The organism is Escherichia sp. 93.1518 (assembly GCF_013368915.2).
GTDB classification, from domain to species: Bacteria; Pseudomonadota; Gammaproteobacteria; order Enterobacterales; family Enterobacteriaceae; genus Escherichia; species Escherichia ruysiae.
The window spans coordinates 1-7,874 of record NZ_JABWMT020000059.1; the positions used below are offsets into that span (position 1 = coordinate 1).

General features: G+C 39.3%; 5 protein-coding genes. All 5 read left to right on the plus strand.

Annotation, left to right across the window (positions count from 1 at the left end; all coding sequences use genetic code 11):
- On the plus strand, positions 1–1,219 hold a 1,219-nt coding region (locus tag HEN21_RS22845), incomplete at its 5' end, for an EAL domain-containing protein (RefSeq protein ID WP_194313426.1).
- A 4-nt stretch (positions 1,220–1,223) separates the two neighbouring features.
- Positions 1,224–2,564, plus strand: a complete 1,341-nt coding sequence (locus tag HEN21_RS21990; RefSeq protein WP_000477639.1) for a GGDEF domain-containing protein — start codon at positions 1,224–1,226, stop codon at positions 2,562–2,564.
- An 84-nt stretch (positions 2,565–2,648) separates the two neighbouring features.
- Complete coding sequence (gene bcsA / locus HEN21_RS21995) at positions 2,649–4,763, plus strand: UDP-forming cellulose synthase catalytic subunit (RefSeq protein WP_000601343.1); 2,115 nt, start codon at positions 2,649–2,651, stop codon at positions 4,761–4,763.
- 58 nt (positions 4,764–4,821) lie between these two features.
- Positions 4,822–7,116, plus strand: coding sequence for a cellulose biosynthesis cyclic di-GMP-binding regulatory protein BcsB (gene bcsB, locus HEN21_RS22000; RefSeq protein ID WP_024192217.1), 2,295 nt, complete (start codon positions 4,822–4,824; stop codon positions 7,114–7,116).
- A 112-nt stretch (positions 7,117–7,228) separates the two neighbouring features.
- A partial coding sequence (locus HEN21_RS22005) for a tetratricopeptide repeat protein (RefSeq protein WP_183082940.1) occupies positions 7,229–7,874 on the plus strand: 646 nt, incomplete at its 3' end.

The window sequence follows — 7,874 nt, forward strand, 5'->3', positions numbered from 1 at the left end:
CTTCTATATAAATAAGGCTGTTATTGAAACTAATAATAAAACCTATTTGGCAGTTGGTATGCTTTGCATCTATGGATTAGAGTTTGTTGAGGCGATATATGGAAGTCAGAAATTTTATGAAATTGTTAATGATATAAAATCGAAGATATCACAAAAATATTCAAAATATTGTGATATCGTAAAAGTCTCAACTGAAACATACTTGTTGCTGTGCCACACTCACTGCGAAGAGTTCATCGAAAGATTATCTGTTTTAAACTTCCCTGAACATATATTTTGCATAAGAAATATTTATATTCATAAGATTGCCATTTGTGAAACTTTTTCAGGGGAAAATGTTTCGATTTATGAAGGGAAGCTGAAACTGGCATTAACAGCTATGCGGGAAAATAAAGAATCTGAATTTATGTTTTATGATGACATCAAAGTTCATGAACTTGATCAGAAGGTCTGGGTGGCAGGAAATATAAAAAAAGCGATTTCGAGTAGTGAAGTTTATTTAGTATATCAACCGATTGTTGATATGGATAATAATAGGGTTGTAGGCGCTGAGGCGTTATGCCGCTGGTTATCCGTCGAAAATGGGGCAATACCGCCATCAATTTTTGTACCTGTTGCTGAAGAAATAGGATTAATTAAAGAACTGGGTGATTTTGTTCTCGAAACGGCTATTAGCGAATTTGGTGTCTTTAGTCGTGAATATGAGGTTGCTAATGATTTTCTCCTGCATATCAATGTTTCTCCATGGCAATTAAATGAATTTGACTTCCACACTCGTGTTCTTACTTTAATTAATGCATTTGATGTAAATGCTGAACAAATCTGTCTGGAGATCACCGAGTCAGCAGTAAAAGATATAAATGATAGCTTTTACAATAATATAAAAATTTTAAAAGAAAACGGTATCAAGATTTCTCTTGATGATTTCGGTAGTGGATTAGCTGACCTGAAAAAACTTTATAAAGTAAGACCTGATAGTATTAAAATTGATTCAGAGTTTACCTCTGGTATTTTCAATGAAACTAACAAAATTGTGTATTTTATATCCAGTCTTGCTCGTGAAGAAAATATGCCGGTAATAGCAGAAGGTGTTGAAACTGAAAGTCAGGCCAGAGAATTGCAAAAATTAGGGTTCTCTCATGTTCAGGGATACTTATACCAGAAACCGTTACCGTTTTCAGAATGGCATATAGACAGCAAACCGAAAAAAAGAAAATAAAGCAATGTTCAAGTATAAGAAAAAGGCGGCAGTAATCTGTTTTTTGTATTTTTTGTTCGTCGCTGTAGTAACTTGTTATTTATACACCATTTATGTTAAGGGCCGCATTAATTCGGTGAAGGTATCTATTGTAGATAGTGGGCTTGCAATAGCTAATGTTTCTGAGTATCGCCGCTCAGTATCTAATAATATATTTTATGAACTAGATATTGCTCCAGAAGAATTGGTGAAAAAAATACGCAATGGCTTTGCTGGCTATGAAAATCCTGGATATTTGTATGATCTCGGTCCTTATATTATTAGCGATGGTAAATGTATCAAAGTTACAACGAAAGGGGATGATTTTTGTGGCGACATACTTTCCTCTATTCGGGTAATGAACGAATTTGAGAGAGGCGTTATTGGTTTAAAAGATAAGTACTATGTTTATTATGCTCATCCCATTGCCAAACGAACAAGTCTGATATCAGTGGTAGATCCTGAACGTTATTTATCTTTGATTAGAAATCAGTCAGGGGAACGAGAAGATATCTATATCTCATTTTATGATATTAATGATAATGAAAAGAAAATCGCAGGTGATGATTTTTTGATAAATGATGCTGTATTTGAGATGTCAGCTATCACTCTGTCGTATTCTTACCTTCCAGAAATGATGTTTATTGTTGCCTATAAAAAAAGTAAATATCTCTATATATGTATGCTATTCGTTTTTGCATCGGCAATATCTGCAATCATACTGTATATTAATTATATTAAATTACTACGGAATATTATAAATAAGGGTAGATTGGAAAAAGAATCTATATTGTCGAATCATCAATATGATTTACGTGGAGAAAATCTATTCTTTAATGCGGAAGAGATTAATGCAATTCGAGAGATATATGACTTTGGCACTTGTGATGCATTAACTCGGGCTTCTGGTCGCCGGAGTTTTGATAAGGAAATCAAGATGCTGAGCAAGAATTTTGGCTACCTGTGTCTATTTGATGTGGATAAATTTAAAACCATTAATGATAAGTTTGGTCATCTGTTTGGTGATGAAGTACTCATCAAACTTGTTAACCTTATTAAAGATGAGTTACCCCGTCGTGAAGGGGAAATATACCGGTTTGGCGGTGATGAATTTGCTATTATTTATTATGAGAAGGATAAAAATAAACTATCAAGAATTTTGCACAGAGTTGTTCATTTCGCAATCGGTGGGTTAAATTGTAGTTGCAGCATAGGGGTTGCCAGTACAGATGAGTGCATGAATAACATTGAACGGTTGAAATTGCTGGCAGATGAACGGTTATACAAAAGTAAGCAAAATGGTCGAGCGCAGATAACGTGGTGTTGATATTTTAATTTGCATAGCAATGGTCGTCTATGTTTATAAAACTCACACTGTTTAAGTTATAGTATTAATGAATCGTTAAGTGCAATGATCTTAAAAAATAAAGAAGTGTCAAACAAAATCCTTTTGGTTGTTGCTATATTGCTATGTTTTGTTTTTTTATCAATTGTTGAGCAGCCACTTGGATTTTATCAACAAACATTATTTTCAATTATTATTTGCATCGCTGTCATTTTCCTTAATTTGTTCAAGGGAAGGATGATTACCCTGATTTTAATGGGTGTTGGAATACTCATCTCATCCCGATATCTATGGTGGCGGTACTCTTCTTCAGTCATCCTGAATGAATTTCCAGACTGCTTATTTTCAGTCACGTTATTAGCTGCTGAAACGTATGCCTGGTTTGTTTTATTACTTGGTTACTTTCAGGTTTGCTTCCCGCTGAACAGAGAAAGTATACCCTTACCAGAGAATAAAGAAGAATGGCCCATCGTAGATATATTAATACCCACATATAACGAACCCTTTACAGTCGTGAAGAATACAGTTTATGGTGCGTTGGCTTTAGACTGGCCAAAGGATAAATTACATATCTGGATCCTTGATGATGGCGCCAGGGACGAGTTCAGGAAATTCGCGAACGAGTCAGGAATTTACTATGTCGCAAGAGAAACACATGAACATGCTAAGGCCGGAAATATAAATAATGCGCTTAAAATAGCTAATGGCGAATTTGTTGCTATTTTCGATTGCGATCATATACCGTCGGTATCTTTTTTAAAGAAAACGATGGGCTGGTTTATTGCCGATAAAAAATTATCGATGTTGCAAACACCACATCATTTTTTTTCCCCCGATCCTTTTGAGCGAAATTTGGGGCAGTTTCGGCAAAAGCCAAATGAAGGACACCTCTTTTATGGGTTAATCCAGAATGGTACGGATACATGGAATGCTTCATTTTTTTGCGGTTCATGTGCAATCATCCGTAGATCGGCTCTGGATGAGGTTGGAGGCATTGCAGTCGAAACAGTAACTGAAGATGCGCATACGTCGTTACGCTTGCATCGTGCAGGTTATAGCTCTGCATATCTTCGCTATCCTCTGGCTGCCGGGCTAGCCACAGAAACATTGTCTGCTCATATTGGGCAACGGATTCGATGGGCTCGAGGCATGATTCAAATCTTGCGTATTGACAATCCATTATTGGGCAAGGGGCTGACATTATCACAGCGCCTTTGCTATCTCAGCAGCATGATGCATTTTTTATCAGGTGTGCCACGACTGATTTTCTTGTTCGCACCTTTATGTCCTATTTTCTTTTCAGTCAACCTGATCGATGCATCAGTTGCAGATATTATGTCTTATGTTTTACCTTATCTATTTGTTATTATTTTAACTAATTCAAGAGTACAAGGTAAATACAGACATTCATTCTGGAATGAGATTTATGAAATGGTTCTGGCCTGGTATATTACGCTACCAACGCTTGTAGCTTTACTTGCGCCAGCAAAAGGGCGTTTCAACGTTACGGCCAAAGGAGGGCTGATAAAAAATAAGTTTGTTGACTGGCGAATTTCCTACCCCTATCTTATTTTTGCCATTTTAAATGTAATTGGACTGATAATAGGTATTGTTAATGTTTATAGTTTGCAAGGGCATATCGCCATCCTGAATTTGTTTTGTTTGATTTGGCTGTTTTATAATATAATTATTATTGGCGCAACTTTGGCTGTTTCTATTGAACAAAAGCAGGTGCGTTTTTCTCCCCGTATTGATGTTTCTTTCAAGGGCGTTTTACAACTGAAAGATGGACGGAACTATCCTTGTTCTGTTCTTGATTTTTCCGAAGGAGGATTAGGCGTTATCCTTGATAATATCTCCGACGTAAAAACTATTGTTAAAACACAGCGGTTGTCTCTTTATCTGGATGATAGTAACGAAAAGTGTGATATACCGGTAGAAATAGTTCATGCCTACAATAATAAAATTGGTCTGAAGATTATGCCAATGAGCCATGAACAAAATGTTAATTATGTAAGAGCAACGTTTTCTCGTGATTCACTATGGCAAGAGTGGAATGATAAAATTAAACGAGACAATATTCTAAAGAGTTTTATTGAAATATGTTTTATTTCTCTGAAAGGTTATTGCAATATGGTTTTTTATATTCTCAGGACACTGAAAGGCAGTTCCAAAAGTTAGTTCTAATTTCTAATTAAATATATTGTTTGTATTTATTATGGTTGTTGAATTTTTTAAAATGGAAAGAAAATTTTTGAGATTAAGTGCTGCAATAATTGGCTTGGGGTTATTATGTTTTTACCAGGCAAATACAGCATCGGCTACAGTAATTCATAAGCCTTCCTCAGGAGGAGTATTACCCGCTATCCAGAAGGAAAATATCTCTGCTTATGCGAAAGAACCATCTCGCCATTTTAAACTCCCATTTACACAAATCGCACCAACGCCAGGAAACATAGTCCTGAATGGAGTTAACCCACAGGGGCAAATTGAGTTTGGTATGCGTAGCGATGAAATAGTGTCAGAAGCGAAACTAAAACTTGAATACACTCCATCACCGTCGCTGATCCCTGTCCAGTCACAGCTTAAGGTCTATCTTAATGACGAGTTGATGGGGGTATTGCCGATTACCAAAGAACAACTGGGAAAGAAAACGCTGGCGGAAATAACTCTTAACCCATTGTATTTTTCGGATTTTAATCGCTTGCGCCTCGAATTAATTAGTCACAACCAGAGCGCCTGCGAAAACCCGACCAGCAGCAATTTGTGGCTTGATATTGGACGTACCAGTGAACTTGAACTGGTAGTTCAGAGACTCAATTTGAAAAATGATCTTTCATATCTTCCTGTACCGTTCTTTGATCCGCGAGATAACCGCCCTAATACATTGCCGATGGTTTTTGCCGGTACTCCTGGGACTGGTTTGCAGCAGGCATCAGCTATTGTCGCTTCGTGGTTTGGTTCGCAATCTGGCTGGCGTGGTCACCGATTTCCGGTTTTCTATAACCAGTTACCGGAAAGTAATGCAGTAGTCTTTGCCACTAACAATAGACGCCCAGACTTTCTGCGCGAGCATCCGTTGGTGAATGCGCCTGTTATTAAAATGATCAGTCATCCACAAAATCCCTTTGTCAAATTGCTGGTGCTTTTTGGCCGCGATGATAAAGATTTATTACAGGCGGCAAAAGGTCTTGCACAGGGAAATATACTATTTCGCGGCGATAGCGTGGTCGTAAATGACGTGAAGCCGTTACTGCCGCGTAAACCTTATGATGCGCCCAACTGGGTACGCACTGATCGTCCTGTAACTTTCGCAGAGCTTAAAAATTATGAAGGGCAGTTACAGGCAAGTGCCCTGGAGTCTGCGGCAATTAATGTTTCATTTAATTTGCCACCTGATCTCTTTCTATTGCGTAATCGTGGGGGTGAGATGAAGATTAACTATCGTTATACCACGCCAACGACAGGTGGTTCACGCATGGATGTCAGTCTTAATAACCAGTACCTTGAATCTTTCCGGCTAAGTCCGAAATCTGCTACCGATAGATTGTTGTTACGTTTACCGTTATTGCAAGAATTGTTGGATGGTAATAATGAAATTAACATTCCTGCCCTGACGTTAGGGGCGCTTAATCAATTGCGATTTAATTTCGAGTACGTTAATACTATGCCGCGCTCTGATGCCGATAGCTGTATTATTTCCCGGCCTCTAAAAAATCATGCGGTTATTGCAGATGATTCCACTATCGATTTTTCAAAGTACCATCACTTTATCGCAATGCCAGATTTACGCGCTTTTGCCAGCTCAGGCTTTCCATTTAGCCGCATGGCCGATCTATCAGAAACGGTTGTGGTTATGCCTGAAAATCCCGGCACAACGCAAGTTGAAACATTATTAAATACCCTTGGACTGATTGGTGCTCAAACTGGATTCCCGGCAATTAATCTGACAATTACTAATGATATAGGTTCTGTTCAGGGCAAGGATTCAGATATCCTGTTAATAGGAAGACTTCCGCAAGAATTTGCAGACAATCAGCAAATTAATCTGCTCATTGAGGCAACAACAAGTTGGGTAAAAAGCCCAATACGGCACTCTGATTACGCCAAAATTATGACAGATAACGACGATCAAAAACCTGAAATACAAACAACCATAAATTCTCCATTGCCAATGGCGGCGATAGTTGGTTTTCAGTCTCCATATCATACCCAACGTAGCGTAATTGCTTTAATGTCAGAGGGATCACGCGGCGATGCGCTACTTAACAATGCATTAGTTAATAGTACAAAACGCGGCAATATCTTTGGTTCAGTCGCGGTTATTCGTGAATCTGGCGTCAATAGTTTACGAGTTGGAGATACTTATTACGTTGGGCATCTCCCCTGGATTGAACGAGTGCAATATGTGTTAGCCAGACACCCCATTCTACTGGCAGTGCTGGCAACTCTCAGTGTGGTGCTATTGGCGTGGGTAGTATGGCGTCTGCTACGTATCATTAGTCGCCGTCGTTTGAACCCTCATCAACAGTAATTCATCGTCATTTCTATTTTGCGGCTCCATTCTGTCCTGACTTTATACAGGCAGGGAGCTGCGCCCGTTCAGTTTTTAATAAAAAGTGAGTTAACACCTGATTGAGGCAGGCATGTACAAATTCACCTTAAATTTACTCACAATATCCCTTGGTTTGGCGGTAATGTCGATGGCGAAAGCCACACCAACTGCACATAAGCTGTTAATGGCGCAGATTCGGTTGGGCGAAGACATTCACCGTGAAGATCTGGTCGAACAGTCGCTTTATCGCCTTGAATTGGCGGAACCTGATAATCCAGATGTCGTTGCGGCGCGTTTTCGCTATCTGATGCGTAAGGGGGATATTGAAGGCGCGCAAAAACAACTTGCCAGACTTTCCCTGCTCGCCCCTGATTCAAAAATATATAAAGCATCGCGCACGGCCATGCGACTTTCTTCGCCTGAGGGGCGTCAGGCACTGCAAATGGCACGCTTACAAGCTATCTCCGGGCGACATAAAGAGGCTATCGACAGTTACGACAAGCTATTTAACGGGGCACCGCCAGATATCGAAATGGCGCTGGAATACTGGGGGGCAATGACGCAAATTGCCTCCCGTCGCAACGAAGCGATTCGTCAGTTGAACATACTTAATATTGATAACCCTGACTCTGGTGCCATATTTGGGGCGCTGGGGCAGGCGTATTCCCAGAATGGCGATCGCGCTAATGCGGTGGCGAATCTGGAAAAAGCCCTCGCGCTGGATCCGAACAGCAGCA

What these genes read in the sequence shown, in the direction of transcription:
- HEN21_RS21990 (WP_000477639.1), top strand. Translation starts at nt 1,224, where the DNA reads ATGTTCAAGTATAAGAAAAAGGCGGCAGTAATCTGTTTTTTGTATTTT.
- bcsA (WP_000601343.1), top strand. Translation starts at nt 2,649, where the DNA reads ATGATCTTAAAAAATAAAGAAGTGTCAAACAAAATCCTTTTGGTTGTT.
- bcsB (WP_024192217.1), top strand. Translation starts at nt 4,822, where the DNA reads ATGGAAAGAAAATTTTTGAGATTAAGTGCTGCAATAATTGGCTTGGGG.